Source organism: Erwinia sp. MYb416, from assembly GCF_037479575.1.
In the GTDB taxonomy this organism is placed as follows: Bacteria; Pseudomonadota; Gammaproteobacteria; order Enterobacterales; family Enterobacteriaceae; genus Erwinia; species Erwinia rhapontici.
On sequence record NZ_JBBGYT010000441.1, the window covers coordinates 56,768 to 74,503 of the forward strand.

12 protein-coding genes and 1 pseudogene are annotated in these 17,736 nt (G+C 58.0%); 5 read left to right on the forward strand and 8 right to left on the reverse strand.

All coding sequences use genetic code 11. The features are described from left to right. The first annotated feature begins 534 nt into the window (after window positions 1-534). Window positions 535-1,856 (forward strand): annotated as a pseudogene (locus WH277_RS23715) (dihydroxyacetone kinase subunit DhaK). 41 nt (window positions 1,857-1,897) lie between these two features. Here the strand turns inward: WH277_RS23715 and sbmA are convergent. Further along, entirely contained in the window at window positions 1,898-3,097 is a 1,200-nt protein-coding gene (sbmA, locus tag WH277_RS23720; RefSeq protein ID WP_171149300.1) for a peptide antibiotic transporter SbmA, read from the reverse strand. Between the two features lie 455 nt (window positions 3,098-3,552). On the opposite strand from sbmA, the gene WH277_RS23725 reads away from it, so the two are divergent. From WH277_RS23725 to WH277_RS23740, 4 genes are all read left to right on the forward strand, one after another. Continuing rightward, window positions 3,553-6,399, forward strand: a complete 2,847-nt coding sequence (locus tag WH277_RS23725) for an EAL domain-containing protein (protein ID WP_339507181.1) — start codon at window positions 3,553-3,555, stop codon at window positions 6,397-6,399. Window positions 6,400-6,948: 549 nt separating this feature from the next. Then, window positions 6,949-7,686: a gluconate 2-dehydrogenase subunit 3 family protein gene (locus WH277_RS23730; protein WP_133842625.1), complete on the forward strand. Its 738-nt coding sequence runs from the start codon at window positions 6,949-6,951 to the stop codon at window positions 7,684-7,686. 2 nt (window positions 7,687-7,688) lie between these two features. Next, the gene (locus WH277_RS23735) at window positions 7,689-9,473 is read left to right on the forward strand and encodes a GMC family oxidoreductase (protein ID WP_339507183.1); all 1,785 of its coding nucleotides are present in this window, start codon (window positions 7,689-7,691) and stop codon (window positions 9,471-9,473) included. 10 nt (window positions 9,474-9,483) lie between these two features. Next, the gene (locus WH277_RS23740; RefSeq protein WP_159336763.1) at window positions 9,484-10,800 is read left to right on the forward strand and encodes a cytochrome c; all 1,317 of its coding nucleotides are present in this window, start codon (window positions 9,484-9,486) and stop codon (window positions 10,798-10,800) included. Between the two features lie 117 nt (window positions 10,801-10,917). Here WH277_RS23740 and araD read toward each other — a convergent pair whose 3' ends face one another. The 7 genes from araD to yiaK are packed head-to-tail and all read right to left on the reverse strand — an operon-like array spanning window position 10,918 to window position 17,400. Then, window positions 10,918-11,616 carry an L-ribulose-5-phosphate 4-epimerase gene (araD, locus tag WH277_RS23745; RefSeq protein ID WP_171149298.1) on the reverse strand — a complete coding sequence of 233 codons (699 nt, stop codon included), beginning with the start codon at window positions 11,614-11,616 and terminating at the stop codon, window positions 10,918-10,920. Continuing rightward, complete coding sequence (locus WH277_RS23750; protein ID WP_133842621.1) at window positions 11,613-12,470, reverse strand: L-ribulose-5-phosphate 3-epimerase; 858 nt, start codon at window positions 12,468-12,470, stop codon at window positions 11,613-11,615. Before WH277_RS23750 ends, araD begins: the two co-directional genes overlap by 4 nt. A gap of 2 nt (window positions 12,471-12,472) precedes the next feature. Continuing rightward, the gene (gene ulaD, locus WH277_RS23755; protein ID WP_212813372.1) at window positions 12,473-13,135 is read right to left on the reverse strand and encodes a 3-keto-L-gulonate-6-phosphate decarboxylase UlaD; all 663 of its coding nucleotides are present in this window, start codon (window positions 13,133-13,135) and stop codon (window positions 12,473-12,475) included. Continuing rightward, window positions 13,132-14,613, reverse strand: coding sequence for an FGGY-family carbohydrate kinase (locus tag WH277_RS23760; RefSeq protein ID WP_339507191.1), 1,482 nt, complete (start codon window positions 14,611-14,613; stop codon window positions 13,132-13,134). The genes ulaD and WH277_RS23760 overlap by 4 nt, the downstream gene beginning before the upstream one ends. After that, window positions 14,610-15,905: an MFS transporter gene (locus tag WH277_RS23765; protein ID WP_133842618.1), complete on the reverse strand. Its 1,296-nt coding sequence runs from the start codon at window positions 15,903-15,905 to the stop codon at window positions 14,610-14,612. Before WH277_RS23765 ends, WH277_RS23760 begins: the two co-directional genes overlap by 4 nt. 12 nt (window positions 15,906-15,917) lie before the next feature. Further along, complete coding sequence (locus tag WH277_RS23770; RefSeq protein WP_133842617.1) at window positions 15,918-16,388, reverse strand: YhcH/YjgK/YiaL family protein; 471 nt, start codon at window positions 16,386-16,388, stop codon at window positions 15,918-15,920. 13 nt (window positions 16,389-16,401) lie between these two features. Then, window positions 16,402-17,400, reverse strand: coding sequence for a 3-dehydro-L-gulonate 2-dehydrogenase (gene yiaK / locus WH277_RS23775; protein WP_133842616.1), 999 nt, complete (start codon window positions 17,398-17,400; stop codon window positions 16,402-16,404). Window positions 17,401-17,736 lie beyond the last annotated feature (336 nt).

Below are 17,736 nucleotides of genomic sequence, written 5' to 3' on the forward strand. Positions count from 1 at the left end.
ACTGACAACAGCGGATTAAAAAGTGACAATCAACGATGAAAAAAAAGGAGCAGGGGATTAAGCCTGCTCCTTTTGACGCCCTGGTGTTGGCGTGACTGCTGAGATGTGATGCGGGCAGTGATTTGCCTGTAATTGTGTTTGATGGCCTGCCGCGCGGCACCTCATTGGACTTTTATATCATTGGCTAAACGGCGTATTGTTATGTTGTGGTTAGCCGAGGACAGTTATATACGCAATGTCTGTGGAATGCATTACATTTAATAGCAAAGTGTGATTGATACTGAAGTTTCATTGTCATATCACCTTTGTGTTAAATATGTATTAAAATATTAACAGGGAATTAAAGGTGAGTGTTATCAATTAATTGTGTGCTTATTTCTAAGGGCATCTTTATATGGCGCAACGTTGTATGTGAACCTGGTTTTAATCTTTGGCGGGAACAGGTAAATATCCCCGGGCTAACTCTCTTAACGTAGGGTATTGTTTATTAGTTGAAAGGGTAATTAATATTCTTCATTTAACAAGGAGTGCGCAATGAGTCAGTTTTTCATGAATCAGCGTGTGGTCGTGCGCAATGACTGGGACAAGTCACGCGTTGCGCTGATCTCCGGTGGCGGTTCGGGTCATGAACCCGCTCATATTGGCTTTGTGGGGAAGGGATGCTGACGGCAGCGGTGTGCGGCGATATCTTCGCTTCCCCCAGCGTCGATGCCGTTCTGCACGCCATTATCAATGTGACCGGGGAGGCGGGCTGTCTGCTGATCGTCAAAAACTACACTGGCGATCGTCTTAACTTCGGGCTGGCGGCAGAAAAGGCCCGTGGCATGGGCTACCAGGTGGAAATGGTGATGGTGCGCGACGACATTGCGCTGCCGGATAACCCGCAGCCGCGCGGTATCGCCGGGACCGCACTGGTGCATAAAGTGGCGGGCTATGCCGCCGAACAGGGCCAGTCGCTGACGGAGGTGGCCGCGCTGGCGCAGCAGGCCTGTGACGCTACTGCCTCCATCGGGCTGGCTTTCACCACCTGCCATGTGCCGGGCGAGGCGCGTGACGATCACCGCGTACCGGAAGGGTGCAGCGAACTGGGGATGGGGATCCACGGCGATATGAAAGGCTTTTCACTCTCAGTGATGCAGCTTGATCCCTCTCTGGAAACCGCGCTGCTGGCACCGGTGGAAGTCAGCGGCTGGAGCCCGGCCATCGCGCCTGCAACGCTGGCGGAGATCCCGGCCAAACTGGCCGACTCGCTACAGTCGTTTACCCCTTCAGACAACCCGGCGACAGCGTCCATCGTCACGACGATTTGTCAGACACTGATCGGGCTGGAAAGTGAGCTTAATCAGCTGGATGCGAAGGTGGGTGACGGGGATACCGGGTCAACTTTTGCAGCCGGCGCGCGTAGCGTTCTGGAGGCGAGCGAAGCCGGGGAATTACCGCTGAATCAGCCAGAGGCGCTGCTGACGGTGGTGGGTGAGAAGCTGGCCACGGTGATGGGCGGCTCCAGTGGGGTGCTGATGTCGATCATGTTTACCGCCGCCGGACAGCAGCTCGCCCAGGGCGCATCGCTGGCACAGGCATTCACCGCGGGTCTGGAGCGTATGCAGCACTACGGCGGGGCGCAGGTCGGGGATCGCACGATGATTGATGCCTTACAGCCTGCCTTTGCTGCACTGCTTAACGGCGACGGTCTGACTGCAGCGGCCACGGCGGCTAAAAAGGGGGCCGACAGCACCAGCACCATGCGCAGCGCACGTGCCGGACGCTCCTCTTACCTCAACCAGGAGAGCCTGGACGGGGTGAAAGATCCGGGAGCCTGTGCGGTAGAAAAAGTGTTTGCCGCGCTGGCAGGCTAATCTTCGCGGGCTGACCTTCTTCTTCGGTCAGCCCGCCCTCCTTAATCCAGTGCGCGCTCGAAGCTGCGCAGACGCTTGTAGATCGACATCAGCTCCACCAATGTAGTCCAGGCATTGATCAGATACTGGAACGCGTTGCGCACTTGATCGAACACATTGGTGATCTGCGTCAGCAGGCCAAGGGTGATCGCCCCAGTGATGATCGAGGGAAACAGCACAAAGATGCTGAATACCGCATCCAGTTGCAGATAAAAAATGCGGGCGATATTGAAGTAGAGATAGTGAAAGTAGAGTCGAAAATAGTTTTTACGTACGTGGCTGAACAGATCGCGTACCAGCGGAGGGCTGGCGCGCTGCGCGTCATCCTCACCGTACACCAGCTCTTTACGGTAAGCGGCTTCCACCCGCTGATTACGAAACGACAGCCCCGGCAGCTTAATCCCCACTACCGCCAGTAGCCCGGTGCCGAACAGTGACCACACTACCGCAGCTATCACCAGCGCATAGGGAATCTGGCCCAGGATCGGCACGGTTTTCACATGCACTGACAGCGCCACCAGCACCGGTAAAAAGGCGATCAACGTCATCACCGCATCAATCAACCTGACGCCCATATCCTCCAGCGTGGACGCGAAACGCATGGTATCTTCCTGCACGCGCTGGGCGGCCCCTTCTATATGGCGCAGGCGCGGCCAGTATTCCATGTAGTAACTGTTCATCGCGGTGCGCCAGCGGAACACGAAGTGGCTGATAAAAAACAAATTCAGCACATCAATCACCACGGCAATAAACGCGATACTGAGAAAGCCGTTTATCTGGGTATAAAACGCCGAGATCTGAATAGTGTTCGGGTGTGCCATGGCCTTTTGTATCAGGTCATAGAACGGCTCATACCAGCTGTTGATCGCTACGCCCACCTGCACGGAAAACCAGGTGACAAAGATAATCAGCGCACTGCCGAGGATGGACCAGCGCTGCCAGGGGTGGGGGCTGAAAATAAACCAGCCTCCGGCAAACAGCAGCGTGACCAGCAGGTAATAGCTGTAGAAACCCAGTTCGCCGGGGGAGATGAAACGCAGTGCGTTGTTGGGCAACGTGCCGGGGGGAATCCATGTCAAATGGATCATCAGGTGAGCGAACTTGCTGTCGGCATAGCCAAACCAGAACAAAACGGCCAGCAGGCTCCAGATCACTACGCTGCTGAAAAACAGCCCTGGCCTGGGGAAAAAGGATTTAAACATAGGCACTCCGCTGTCAATGTCTGGTGGTTATACCGCGATTGCCTGTGAGTAATCTCGTTACGGTTGTATCTATTAATGTCCGTGACGAAAATACTTTATTTCCTTTGGTTATTTATGCCGTTAATTGCCCCGTAATCTTTATTTTGTGGAAGAGAAACAACAAATTTACCTTTAAATTCACGTTATATAGCGTGGTCGCCTGAAAATTAATGCTGAATGTTTTTTAATCAAAGCCGATAACGATCAATGAACTGCTATCAATAGATTGAATTAGCTTGAATTGGCTGATGTTTTCGGTTTATACCCGTGTGGATTGAGCACACTGAAAGACAAGAATCCTGCTGCCTACGGGGGGCGGGGGCGGTATATTTTACGCCAGCGAACGGCGTATTGCAGCGCTGACAGTGTTTTCCTCAGAGGGGAAAATGACCATCAGCGCCCAGGCGAAAATAATAATGAATGAAAACTCAGATGTTATGTACCGACTGCTGGTACAAAGCGTGGTCGATTATGCGATCTATATGCTCACGCCTGATGGTACCGTCGCCAACTGGAATCCGGGGGCACAGCGTGCCAAAGGTTACCTGCCTGCCGAGATCGTCGGGAAGCACTTTAGCTGCTTTTACAGCTATGAAGATCGCCAAAAAGGCCTGCCGGAATTTGGGTTGCAGACTGCGCGTGAGAGTGGGCGCTTTGAGACGGAAGGCTGGCGCTATCGCAAAGATGGCAGCGCCTTCTGGGCTCATGTGGTCATTGATGCCATCCGCAGCGAGAGTGGCGAGTTAATCGGTTTCGCCAAAATCACCCGCGATTGCACTGAACAGCAACGGCTGCTGAGCGAGCAGCGTGCACATGAACAACGTTTCCGCCTGCTGGTGGAAGGCGTCACCGACTACGCCATTTACATGCTGGATGCGGAAGGCCTGGTGGTGAACTGGAATGCCGGGGCCCGCCGTTCTAAAGGCTATACCGCTGAAGAGATCATCGGTAAGCACTTCTCCTGTTTCTATAGCTCGCAGGACCGGTTGAATAAACTGCCGGAACAGAACCTGAAAACGGCGTATCGCACCGGGCGTTTTGAAGAGCAGGGCTGGCGTTACCGTAAAGACGGTAGCGCGTTCTGGGCACATGTGGTTATTGATGCAGTACATGACGATGACGGTAAGCTGCTTGGCTACGCCAAAATTACCCGCGACTGCACCGAGCAGCGCCGTATGCAGCGCGAACAAACCGAACGCGAGCAGACATTCCGCGTGCTGGTGGAAGGGGTAAAGGATTACGCCATCTATATGCTGGACCCGCGTGGCATGGTGATGAACTGGAATACCGGTGCACGCCGTGCCAAAGGCTACACCTCGGAAGAAATCGTCGGTAAGCACTTCTCCTGTTTCTACAGCGCTCAGGATCGTCTGCTGCAACTGCCAGAAACCAACCTGAAAACGGCGGCCAACAGCGGGCGTTTTGAAGATTATGGCTGGCGCTATCGCAAAGATGGCAGTGCCTTCTGGGCTCATGTGGTGATCGACGCGATCCGTAATGATGACGATCAGCTGATAGGCTTTGCCAAGATCACCCGCGACTGCACCGAAGTCCGTGAGTACGAACAGCAGATCCTGCGTTCGAAAGATCTGGCGGAGCAGAACAGTGAAAAAATGGCCTCACTGTCAACGTTTCTCGATACCATCATTGCTAACATTCCCTCCTGCGTCATCGTTGAGGATGTGGTTTCGCGCGAGATCCTGTTGATCAACAGCAAGGCGGAAAAGCTGCTGGGTGGCACGCAGCGCGACTTTATCGGCAAACGTGCACCGGACTGCATGACGGCAGAGATGGGTGAGTACTTTATGCAACTCTCTGATAGCGCGCAGCGTAAAGAGGGGATGCAGCGCAATGAGCGGCTGCTCACAACGCCGGGTGGTGAGCGCATTATCAACGCCAGCGCATCGATCATTCGTGGTAACGATGAGCACCATAACTATGTGCTGCTGATCGCGGATGATGTAACCGATCAGCGCGCTGCGGATGCCCGTATTCACCATATGGCGCATCACGATAACCTCACCAGCCTGCCCAACCGCGTTCTGTTCAGCCAGCGCCTGACCGAGGCGCTGCGTGAAGACCGTGATGCGCGGCGCAAGACGGCAACGCTGGGGCTTGATCTGGATAATTTTAAAAACGTTAACGATGCGCTGGGTCATCAGGTGGGTGATGATCTGCTGCGTTCGGTGGCGGTGCGGCTGCGCGCAGTATTGCGCGAGCAGGACACGCTGGCACGCAGCGGTGGCGACGAGTTCTCGATTGTGTTGCCAGGGCTGACGCATCAGCAGGAAGCCGAAGTGGTCGCCAGCCGTCTGATTGATACCATTCGTCCGCCGTTCAGCGTGGATGGGCACAATCTCTCCGTCGGGCTGAGTGTGGGGATTGCGATTGCCGACAGCGGCATGACCACGCCGGATGAACTGCTGCGCTGTGCGGATATGGCGCTGTACGAAGCCAAGCGTAACGGCCGTAACCGCTTTGAGCACTTCACCGTGGCCATGAGTGATATGGCGCAGAAGCGCCGTGTGATTGAAAGCGACCTGCGTGAGGCCATCACCTGCCGCCAGCTCAGGCTCTATTACCAGCCGATCACGAACAACCTGCACCGCGAGATCATCGGCTATGAAGCGCTGATGCGCTGGCATCATCCGGAAAGAGGCATGATTATGCCGATGGACTTTATCCCGATTGCCGAAGAGACCGGGCTGATCCACAGCCTGGGAGCCTATGCCCTGTATGAGGCCTGCCGTGAGGCCGCCACCTGGCCGGGTGAGCAAAGCGTGGCGGTAAACCTGTCACCATTGCAGTTTAAAAACAGCGCGCTGGTCTCGGTAGTGGAAGCCGCGCTGAAGGACTCCGGTCTGGCACCGCATCGGCTGGAAGTGGAGATCACCGAATCCGTACTGCTGGATAACACCCTGGTGAATATCCATATCTTGCAGAAGCTGAAGGCCTTAGGCGTGCGTATCGCGCTGGATGACTTTGGTACCGGCTATTCATCGCTCAGCTATCTGCGATCGTTCCCGTTCGACAAAATCAAAATCGACAAGTCGTTTATTAACGATATGCATGACAGTCGTGAAGCACTGGCGATTATCCGTGCTATCACCGGCATGAGCCGCAGTTTGGATATTCAGATCACGGCGGAAGGTGTGGAAAGCAACGAGCAGTTTGAACGCCTGAAAGCAGAAGGTTGTACCCTGTTCCAGGGGTACTACTTTGGCCGACCACAGCCGTCGGAAAGCCGCCTGCAAGAGTTTTAACCTCCCCGGGTCGGGCATGCCCGACCCCTACATCATCCTGTTCACAACGTCATTCCCGCCCGGCATAACCCTGTTCACAACGTCATTCTCCGTAGGGGCGAGGCACGCCACGCCCGGCATAACCCTGTCCACAACGTCATTCTCCGTAGGGGCGAGGCACGCCACGCCCGGCATAACCCTGTCCACAACGTCATTCTCCGTAGGGGCGAGGCATGCCACGCCCGGCATAACCCCGTTTACAACGTCATTCTCCGTAGGGGCGAGGCACGCCACGCCCGGCATAACCCTGTTCACAACGTCATTCTCCGTAGGGGCGAGGCATGCCTCGCCCTCTGCCTGCTACGTAATTTGTTAATGAAATTGTGCCTTTTTGTTTCTATCCCCTCACACCTTGTGCGTATTACTGTTAAAGTAGGGAGTATTGTTACCGGTAACAATAACAGCCTAAACCGCCGGGACAGTAGAATACCCCTACACTACATGTGACTAAGAAATCATCCGACCCCCATTTTTACGATCGCCGATGCGAGCGTTTGAGAAGGCAATGTCATGTCAGAGCAAAAAACAGGCAGTACACGCAGGGATTTTCTGCTGAAAACCATTACCCTCGCCCCGGCGATGGCGATTGGCACCGCAGGGCTGGGGTCACTGGCCGCCGTCGCTCCTGCGGTGGCGAAAGAAGCCGCTGCCACCGGGCCACATAAAGCACGCGACTATCAGCCCACCTGGTTTACCCCGGAAGAGTACGCTTTCCTTCAGGCGGCGGCCGCACGACTGATCCCGGCAGATGAGCGTGGCCCCGGAGCGCTGGAAGCGGGTGTTCCCGAGTACATTGACCGCCAGATGAACACCCCGTACGCCACGGGCAGCAACTGGTATATGCAGGGACCGTTCCATCCGGATGCCGATAAAACGCTGGGCTATCAGCTGCCGCTGACGCCGCGTGAGATCTACCGTCTTGGCCTGGCCGACGCCGATGCGCTGGCGAAACAGCAGCACGGCAACGTGTTCGCGCAGTTGAGCGGCGAGCAGCAGGATGCGTTGTTACAGGCGCTGGAAGCGGGCAGCGTTGAACTGCCCCAGGTCCCGGCCAAAACCTTCTTCTCCTTCCTGTTACAAAACACCCGCGAAGGCTTCTTCAGCGACCCGATCCACGGTGGTAATCAGGGCCTGGTCGGCTGGCAGCTGATTAACTTCCCAGGCGCACGCGCCGACTTTATGGACTGGGTAGAACGCGGCGAGCGCTACACGCTGCCGCCGGTATCAATTCGCGGGGAAAGAGCATAACCATGGCAAACGAACAGAAAAAAGTGGATGCGGTGATCGTCGGTTTCGGCTGGGCCGGGGCGATTATGGCGAAAGAGCTGACTGAAGCCGGTCTGAATGTGGTGGCGCTGGAGCGCGGCCCGCATCGTGATACCTACCCAGATGGCGCCTATCCGCAGGTGATTGACGAACTGACCTATAACATCCGTAAAAAGCTGTTCCAGGATCTGTCAAAAAGCACTGTCACCATTCGTCATAATGCCGCGCAGACCGCCCAGCCGTACCGTCAGCTGGCGGCCTTTTTGCCCGGCACCGGCACCGGCGGCGCAGGTCTGCACTGGTCCGGCGTGCATTTCCGCGTCGACCCGATGGAACTGCGCATGCGTAGCCATTATGAGGAGCGTTACGGCAAAAACTTTATCCCGGATGGCATGACCATTCAGGACTTCGGCGTCACTTACGATGAGCTGGAACCGTTCTTCGATCAGGCCGAACGCGTGTTTGGCACGTCCGGTTCGGCGTGGAGTGTGAAGGGCAAAGTGGTTGGCCAGGGCGGCAAAGGTAACCCGTTTGCCCCGGACCGTTCCGCTGATTTCCCGCTGCCCGCGCAGAAGCGCACTTACTCCGCGCAGCTGTTCGCCCAGGCGGCAGAAAGCATTGGCTACCATCCTTACGATCTGCCCTCGGCCAATACCTCTGGCCCTTATACCAATACTTACGGTGCGCAGATGGGGCCATGCAACTTCTGCGGCTATTGCAGCGGTTATGCCTGCTACATGTATTCCAAAGCCTCACCGAACGTGAATATCCTGCCTGCGCTGCGCCAGGAGCCGAAGTTTGAGCTGCGCAACAATGCCTATGTGTTGCGTGTGAATCTGACCGACGATAAGAAACATGCCACAGGGGTGACCTATGTGGATGGTCTGGGGCGTGAGAACGTTCAACCCGCGGATCTGGTGATCCTCTCCGCCTTCCAGTTCCATAACGTGCATCTGATGCTGCTGTCCGGCATCGGCAAGCCGTACGATCCGGTGACTAACGAAGGCACCGTCGGGCGCAACTTTGCCTACCAGAACATCTCCACCATTAAGGCGTTCTTCGATAAAGACGTCTTCACCAATAACTTTATCGGTGCCGGTGGCGCGGGGGTCGGCGTGGATGACTTCAATGCGGATAACTTTGACCATGCCAAATATGGCTTTGTCGGCGGTTCACCAATGTGGGTTAACCAGGCGGGCGTGAAGCCGATTTCTGGCCTGCCAACGCCTCCGGGCACGCCGAACTGGGGCAGCAAGTGGAAGGCGGCGGTGGCGGATCACTATACCCACCACGTGTCGATGGATGCCCACGGTGCACATCAGTCTTATCGCAATAACTACCTCGATCTTGATCCGAACTACAAGGATGTGCACGGCCAGCCGCTGCTGCGTATGACCTTTGACTGGCAGGACAACGACATCAAGATGTCACAGTTTATGCATGGCCGGATGCACAAGATTGCAGAAGCGATGAATCCTAAGCTGATCAGTGGTGCGCCGAAAGCGGCGGGAAACCACTTCGATACCACCGTGTATCAAACCACCCATATGAACGGTGGCGCGATCATGGGTGAAGATCCGAAAACCAGTGCCATTAACCGCTATCTCCAGAGCTGGGATGTCCCGAACGTATTTGTTCCCGGTGCCTCGGCGTTTCCGCAGGGGCTGGGCTACAACCCGACCGGCATGGTGGCAGCGCTGACCTACTGGTCGGCGAAAGCGATTCGCGAACAGTACCTGAAAAACCCGGGTCCACTGGTGCAGGCATAAGGATAAGCAGATGAAAAAGTTACTTCTTATTGCCCTGTTGCCGGGCATGGTGGCGTTTAGCGCACTGGCAGACGACAACAACGATGCCCTGATTCAACGCGGTGATTACCTCGCCCGTGCCGGGGACTGCGTGGCCTGCCACACCAAAGCGGGCGGCGAGCCGTTCGCGGGTGGGCTGCCGATGGCAACGCCGATCGGCACGATTTACTCCACCAATATCACCCCGGATAAGCAGAGTGGGATTGGGGGTTACAGCTACGACGATTTCCAGAAAGCGGTACGTCATGGCGTGGCGAAAAACGGCGATACGCTGTACCCGGCGATGCCGTATCCCTCTTATGCGGTGGTCAGCGACGACGATATGCAGGCGCTGTACGCTTACTTTATGCACGGCGTAAAGCCGGTGGCACAGGCGAATCAGGAGAGCGACATTCCGTGGCCGCTGTCGATGCGCTGGCCGCTGGCGATCTGGCGTGGAATATTTGCCCCGGATGTGAAGGCGTTCCAGCCGATCAAAGGGCAGGATGCGGTGCTGGCGCGCGGCCAGTATCTGGTGGAAGGGCTGGGCCACTGTGGTGCCTGCCACACGCCGCGTAGTATTACCATGCAGGAAAAAGCGCTGAACAATGATGAGGGCAGCGACTTCCTTTCCGGCAGCAATGCACCGATTGACGGCTGGACGGCGAGCAATCTCAGAGGTGACGGGCGTGATGGCCTGGGCCGCTGGAGCGAAGATGATCTGGTGCAGTTCCTGCGTATGGGGCGCAACGATCATACGGCGGTGTTCGGCGGCATGACCGATGTCGTGCAGCACAGCCTGCAACACCTGACGCCAGAGGATGCGACGGCGATTGCTCGCTATCTGAAGTCGCTGGGCGCGAAAGATCCGAATCAGGTGGGCTTCACACCGGATGACACCGTTGCGAAAGCGCTGTGGAAGGGCGATGACAGCAAGACCGGGGCGTCGGTCTATGTCGACAGCTGCGCGGCCTGTCATAAGACCGATGGCAGCGGCTATAAACGCTTCTTCCCGGAACTGCGCGGGAATCCGGTGGTGCTGGCAGAAGATCCCACGTCGCTGATCCATATCGTGCTGAGTGGCGCACAGCTGCCGGGTATGAAAGATGCACCGACCACCATCACCATGCCGGCGTTTGGCTGGCGTCTGAACGACCAGCAGGTCGCCGACGTGGTGAACTTTATCCGCACCAGCTGGGGCAATACCGCAACGTCTGTGGTGTCGGCCGGCGATGTGGCGAAGGTGCGTAAGGATGAGGCCGTGGTGCATCAGCAGGGGAGTGTTGATGTGGAGAAGTTGACGCCGTAACGGGCTGAGCGACACATCATGCTTTCGTGGGGCGGGGCCCCCCCGCCCCGGGCGCCAGGAACTCGTAGGGGCGAGGCATGCCTCGCCCTGGACTACCGGTCTGCCCATTGCAGGCCATTATTGCCCGTAATACGCCCCCGCCCCGTGCTTACGCAAATAATGTTTATCCAGCAGCACCTGCTGCATATCACGCATCCCCGGCGTCAGCTGACGCGAGAAAATTCCCATATAGGCAATCTCTTCCAGCACCACCGCGTTATGTACGGCGTTATCCGCGTTACTACCCCAGGCGAACGGCCCGTGGGCGTTGACCAGCACCGCCGGGATCGCCGTCGGGCTGATGTCGCGTGAGCGGAACGTATCGATAATCACTTCACCGGTGTTGTGTTCGTAATCCTCAGCGATCTCCTGTGGCGTCATCAGGCGCGTGCAGGGAATGGTGCCGTAGAAATAATCCGCGTGGGTGGTGCCCCAGGCAGGCAGATCCAGCCCGGCCTGCGCCCAGATGGTGGCATGGCGCGAATGGGTGTGCACGATGCCGCCGATATCAGCAAACGCCCGGTACAGCGCCAGGTGGGTGGCGGTATCGGAAGAGGGCTTCTTGCTGCCTTCCACCGTGCGGCCGCTTTCCAGCTCCACCACCACAATATCGTCAACGGTCATGCCGTCATACTCCACGCCGGAAGGCTTGATCGCCACCAGCCCGCTGCTGCGGTCAATGGCGCTGACGTTGCCCCAGGTAAAAGTCACCAGATGGTGGCGCGGCAGGGCCAGATTGGCCTCGAAAACCTGCTGTTTCAGCGTTGATAAGCTCATTGTAAGCCTCCTTCCTGCATTTTTTGTTCAATCCAGCGCCGGGCCTGCACGATCTCGGCCACCGGCTCCTCGGCTTTTTCTGTCCACATCTCAATCAGGAATGCGCCACGATAGTTAAGCTGCTTCAGCGTGCGGAACACGCCGACAAAATCGACGCAACCCTCGCCAAACGGCACGTCACGAAACTGCCCCGGCGAACTCGCGGTGACGGGCTGGGTATCCTTCAAATGGATAGCGGCAATGCGGTCAATGCCCAGCGCCAGTTCGGCGGCGACGTCGTTGCCCCAGGCCGTCAGGTTGCCGACATCAGGGTAGACGGTGAACCACGGCGAGGCCTGCTGCTTATCCCAGTGTTTCCATTTGCTGATGGCGTTCATAAATTCGGTATCCATGATTTCGACGGCCAGCATCACCTGCGCCGCCGCGGCGCGATCCACCGCCCACGCCAGCCCTTCGGCAAAGCGTGCCACCGTGCCTTCATCGTGCGGTTCGTAGTAGACGTCGTAGCCCGCCAGCTGGATGGTGCGGATGCCGACGTCTTTTGCCAGCTGGATCGCCTGCTCCATCAGCTTATAGGCCTGCTCACGGATGGCCGGGTCGCGGCTGCCGAACGGAAAACGGCGATGACCGGACAGGCACATCGAGGGAATGGTCACCCCGGTTTCCATCATCGCGTTGACCAGCGACAGGCGCTGCTCCTTGCTCCACTGTAAGCGCGACAGGCGCAGGTCGGTTTCATCCACCGACATCTCGACGAAGTCGAAGCCGCAGGCTTTCGCCAGGGCAAGGCGTTCCGGCCAGCTCAGATGAGAAGGCAGGGCTTTTTCATAAATTCCCAGCGGGTGTTGGCGCATGGTTAGTGTCCCCAGATGTTGGCAATCGCCTGATGAAACTCGGCGGCGGTGGCCAGCCCGTCGGCACTTTCGCTGAGCGCCCGGCCGACGATAAAGGCTTTCACATCAATTTGTTTAAACTGCGGCAGCTCGTCCGGGGTGATCCCCCCGGTGACCGACAGGGCAAAACCCAGGTCGGAGAGCGCTTTCATCGCGTCCAGATCCTGCGGGCTCCACTGCTGGCCGCTGGCCTGGGCGTCGCGCCCACGATGGTAGATGGCCTGCGTCAGCCCCAGTTCACGCCAGCGCTTAGCCTCTTCCAGCGTCCAGTTGCCGAACAGCTCAATCTGGATATCGCCCTGGTGCAGATGCGCCACCTCCAGCGCGCTGGCAAAGGTCGCCAGCGGTGCCGCACAGATCACCGTCATCCAGTTGGCCCCGGCTTCAAACGCCAGTTTTGCCAGCGTGGCCCCGGCATCCGCCACTTTAAAATCGGCTACCAGCGTTTTCCCCGGTAGCTGCTGGCGCAGCTGACGTACGGCGTCAATTCCGGCGCTGAAGCAGAGAATGGTGCCTGCTTCCACGATATCGACCTGCTGATGCAGGCGCTGCGCCGTCTCCAGTGCGGCATCCAGCCGGGTGTGATCGAGCGCCAGCTGCAGCTGGGGAACCCGTGAATGACTCATGGTGTGACTCCTTGTGCGGCGATCAGCGCCGTGAGTAGCTGCTGATAACGCTGGTATTTTTTCTGATACAACACATGACGTTGTGCGTCCGGCTGATAGCTGACGATGGCGGGTGCCAGTGCCTGCTGCGCCCGTTGCAGGGAGGTCCAGGCTCCGGTGCCCGTCATCGCCGCCAGCGCCGCCCCCAGGCAGCCGCTTTCTTCAATCTGTGGGATCTCGACGGGCAGCCCGCTGGCATCGGCAAACATCTGCATCCACTCAGCGGAACGCGTTGGCCCGCCGCTCAGGCGCAGGGCGCTGACCTGCGGGAAGCGGGTAAGAATGCGGTTGAGATGGGTGAGGTGCGAGAACACCACGCCCTCGTAGATCGCCTGCACCAGGTGGCCGCGCTGATGGCCTGCCTGCAAACCAAAGAAGCTGCCGTGCAGGTCGGCCCCGGCGTTGCAGCCGTAAAGGAACGGCAGGAACAACAGCGAGCTTTGTGCCGGGGGCAGAGCGGCGACCCACTGATTCAGCTGTGCATAGTCGTCAATCCCCCACTGCTGGCAGAACCACTCCAGATTGGCCGCCGAGGTCGGGCTGGCTTCGTGAATGATGTACTGCCCCTCAATGGCGTAGCGCCCGTACACGAACGGATGGCCACTTTCATCGCTGATGCGGTCGGTAATGCCGCTGGTGACCGACCAGGTGCCCATCACCGCGTTCAGTCGGGTATCGTCATGCAGCCCGGCGCACAGCGCGGCAGACACCACATCAAACAACCCGCCGACCACAGGCGTACCTGCACGCAGCCCGCACAATGCTGCGGCTTCCGCTGTCACCTCTCCGGCGATGGCCGTCGGGCCGACAATTGGAGGCAGGGCAGGCAGAATATCGCCGAGGCCGAGGGTGTCCGCCAGGGCGGCAGACCAGTCACCTTTCTCCATATCGTAGAGATTGGATTCAGAAATATTGGTCTCTTCGCAGGCCAGTTTTCCGGTCAGGCAATAGCGCAGATAGTCATGGGCCATCAGCACGCTGCCAATGGCCGCATAGCGCTGCGGCTCATGCTCTTTTAACCAGCGCAGCAGCGACACCGGGTGCCCGGTCCACAGCGTTTGCCGCGTCACCGGGTAGAGCGTCTGCGGCATCCCTTCGCGCTGCCACTGTTGCACCAGCGCCAGCGCCCGGCGATCGGACGAGAGGATGCCGTTGCCCAGCGGTTGCTGCTGTTTATCCAGCAAAAACAGCCCCTTACCCTGCGCGGAAATGCCCACGCCTGCCACCTGAGTAGCCTCCAGCCCGCTGTTTTGCAGCACCTCAGCAATCACGCGGGCAGCCTGCTGCCACAGCAGCGGCATATCGCGTTCTGCACGCCCCGGCTCCGGCACCAGCACTGGCAGAGTCTGCCGTGCCACCGCGCGTTCACGCCCTTCAGCGTCATACAATCCGGCCTTAATGAAGGTGCCGCCGCAGTCCAGCCCTAACCAGTAGTTCATGCTGCCTCCCTGTTTTGTGCATCGCAACGCGCAGGCAGCGTCAGCGCCAGCAGCGAGGCAATCGTCAGTGAGATTGCCAGGCTGTAAACCCCGGCATCTTTGCTGTAAGCGACAATCAGCACGCCGACCATATAAGGACCACAGAAGCCGCCGAGGTTACCCAGCGCGTTAATCACGCCGCGCGCACCGCCTGCCACTTCGGCATTAAACAGGCGGGGAGGGATACTCCAGAACACCCCTGCTGCCGACTGAATAAAGAACCCGCAGCCGCACAGCGCGGCGTACGACCACCAGATATGAGATTTCAGCAGGACTGACAGCGCCATGCAGAGGGCAAACCCGGCCAGCGGCAGGGCGACGAACAGCTTGCGCCGCCCGGTAGCATCGGACAGCGATGAGAACAGGAACATACCGAAGATCGCCCCGACATAGGGAAGGATCGCCAGAAAACCGACCTGCTCCAGGTTACCGTTGGTCAGCCCTTTCAGGATGGTGGGTAGCCACAGCGTGTAACCGTAGATCCCGGTCTGGTAGAAGAAATTCACCATGATCAGTCGCCACATCACCGGCTCTTTCATCACCTGGCGTAGCGAGGCTTTACGGGTGTTTTTGCCTTTTATCAGCAGCTGTTCGTCGTGCAGGGTTTTGATCAGATACTGTTTTTCAGCGGGCGAGATCCACTTCGCCTCTTGCGGGCGGTTGCTGATGGTGAAATGCCACAGCCCCATGACAAACAGCGACAGCACGCCTTCCACAAAGAACAGCATGCGCCAGTCCCAGGCGGTAATGATCCAGCCGGAAAGTGGGGCGGTGAGGATCCCGGCGATCGGCACAAACATGATCACAATGGCGTTGGCACGGCCGCGTTCGGCATCGGGGAACCAGTTGCCGATCATGGTCAGCACCACCGGCAACATCCCACCTTCGGAAACCCCCAGCGCAAAGCGCAGCGCCAGCAGTTGATACTGATTCGTCGCCAGCCCGGTCAGCAGAGAGATCACCGCCCAGGCCAGCAGCGACCAGCCAATAAAGCGTTTACCGTTGCCGTAGACCGCCAGCTTTCCGCCGGGCACCTGCAAGAACAGGTAACCGATAAAGAAGATCCCCCCAGCCAGCCCGGCCATCGAGGCGCTGATGCCGAGGTCGGCGTCCATCCCGCCGGGCATGGCGAAGGCGATATTGACCCGGTCCATATAGGAAATAATGCAGGTGATCAGGATCGGTGGAATGATCCGCAGCCAGCGCAGCGAAGGGATCCCTTCGCGTGAGATCGATGTGGAAGTCAGGCTCATAGTGATCCTCTTTTAGTCAGCGAGATCGGCCGTGGGGATCTTCACCACCACCTTGCGAATGGCTTCGGGAGCATTCACCGCACAGTTCGGACGGTGAATATCCTGCGGGAAGAACACCGCAAAATGGCCTGGCTGCATCAGCACCAGGGTTTCATGCGGGGCATCCTGGTAAAAGATGATGTCGCGTTCGTCGTCATAGGGCTGGTGGATAGCGGGTTCACACTTCTCCGTTGCTACGCCCATCAGCTCATTACCGGACACCAGGTACTGCACATCGATAAAACGGCGGTGCGCCTCAGGGTAGTTATCGCCGTGCGGAGCGGTGTGCAGATCCAGCACCTGTATCTGCCAGCCGGTATGATCGTCCTGATAGCGCCCGGCTGCCATGCTGGCCAGATCGTGGCGGGCTAACCAGTCGATGGCGTGTGCAATCGTCGGCGGATAGTGGTGGGCATCGGTGTTGTTGATATGGCCAAAAATCATGCGGTTTCCTCCCTTACAGTGCCTGGATGCGTGCCCAGACGCGTTCATCCACCGGAATGCCGAGGCGCTGGTTCTCAGCACGGATACCGGGGAATTTATGGCCAGGCAGACGGATGGCCTGCTGGCTATCGGCGCGCTCGGCTCCGGTGATGGACTCGCGGATGCGTGCCAGCTTGCTGTCGCGGGTGGCGCCGTCGATCAGACGGTCAACGTCAATGGCGATAAACACCTGGGAGATACCGAATTCGTCGCCGTTGTCTTCGGTGACTTCCGTGACGGAGGCACCGTTGGAGAGCAGGGTGGCGACCATATCCAGCACGATGGACAGGGCGGACCCTTTCCAGTAACCCATGGGTAAAATGCGGCGATTTTCTTCAATCGTGGCGGGATCGCGGGTGTATTCCCCGTCATTGTCAAAACCGCCGTCGACCGGCAGCGTTTTGCCCGCCAGGCGATTCACTTCCAGCATGCCGTAGGAGAACATCGACATCGACATATCGACCATGGTGATCGGTTCACCCGGCACGGCGACGATCAGCGGGTTGGTACCGATGGCGCAGTTTTTTGCCCCCCACGGCGGCATCACCGCGATGGAGTTGGTCCAGCAGACGCCGATATAGCCTTTTTCCGCTGCCTGCCAGCCGTAGCTGCCGCCGCGCATCCAGTGGTTGGCATTACGCAGCGCCACCAGCCCAATACCGTGGTCGTCGGCCAGCGCAATGGCGCGATCCATCATGCTTTGGGCGGTGAGGTTACCGATGGCGCGGTGGGCATCCCACTGTTCGATAGCGCCCAGCGAGAGGATTTTTTCCGCTTCGGCGTGCGGCACGATGTGCCCGGCATCCAGCTGCTGGATAAAGCGGGGGAAACGATTCACCCCGTGGGAGTAAACGCCGTTCTCGCTGGTGTCGGCGAACAGGGTGGCGCAGCTTTCGGCTTTATCTGCCGCCACGCCGCGTGCCAGTAACACCCGCAGGAACTCTTGTTTCAACTGCTGATAGCTGATTCTCATACTGCTGTCTCTCCCCGGAGGTGGCTTTATTTCAATATGTGGAATATCGTTCCAAATAAATCCTATGCGCCTGGTGGGAACAAGTCAAAGAAACGGAGTGGAATTTAATCGTTATAAAACAGTGAGATAAAAATAGTGTTGGGTTATGTGATCGCCAACACATTGGGTGAAATTGAGGCGTGGGGAAACCGGGTCAGGCATGCCTGACCCCTACATATTAAAAAACCGCCGGCACCGTCACCCCAGGGGCGGGCCGCCTCGGGCATGCCCGACCCGTTTGACTTAGGCGAGGCGCGCCTCGCTCCTATGGTGATGGTATATATACCAGCTGATAGG